This is a genomic window from Thiorhodococcus minor, assembly GCF_010820565.1.
In the GTDB taxonomy this organism is placed as follows: domain Bacteria; phylum Pseudomonadota; class Gammaproteobacteria; order Chromatiales; family Chromatiaceae; genus Thiorhodococcus; species Thiorhodococcus minor.
Genome location: NZ_JAAIJQ010000357.1, coordinates 1 through 423, shown reverse-complemented (window position 1 = coordinate 423; position 423 = coordinate 1). Strand labels below are relative to the sequence as shown.

Annotated in this window: 1 protein-coding gene; it reads left to right on the top strand. The window is 62.4% G+C overall.

Annotation, left to right across the window (positions count from 1 at the left end):
* A partial coding sequence (locus G3446_RS27315; protein ID WP_209262683.1) for an SdrD B-like domain-containing protein occupies positions 1-423 on the top strand: 423 nt, incomplete at both ends.

The window sequence follows — 423 nt, the reverse complement described above, 5'->3', positions numbered from 1 at the left end:
TCGGGCAAGGTGTTGATCGACCCGAACGTGGGTCCGGATGAGACCGACTCCGATGCCATCGACCAGGGCAATGGCGTATCGATCATCTACGACATTGGTGTGGTTGCCGGTCAAGACACGCCGAACAACGACGCCGGTGTGGAAGAGCCGCCGCCGCCGCAGGTGGGTTCGCTGTCGGGTCGTTACTTCGTCGACCGGAACAACAACAACCAGGACGACGGTGAGCCGGGTGTCGCGAGCGTGTCGGTGGCACTGCTGGATGCGTCGGGTAACCCGACCGGGCGGACCACCACGACGGATTACTACGGGAACTATAGCTTCGGCGATCTGGCCCCGGGAACTTACGGCGTGCAGTTCACCGACACGGTTTCGGGCAAGGTGTTGATCGACCCGAACGTGGGTCCGGATGAGACCGACTCCGAT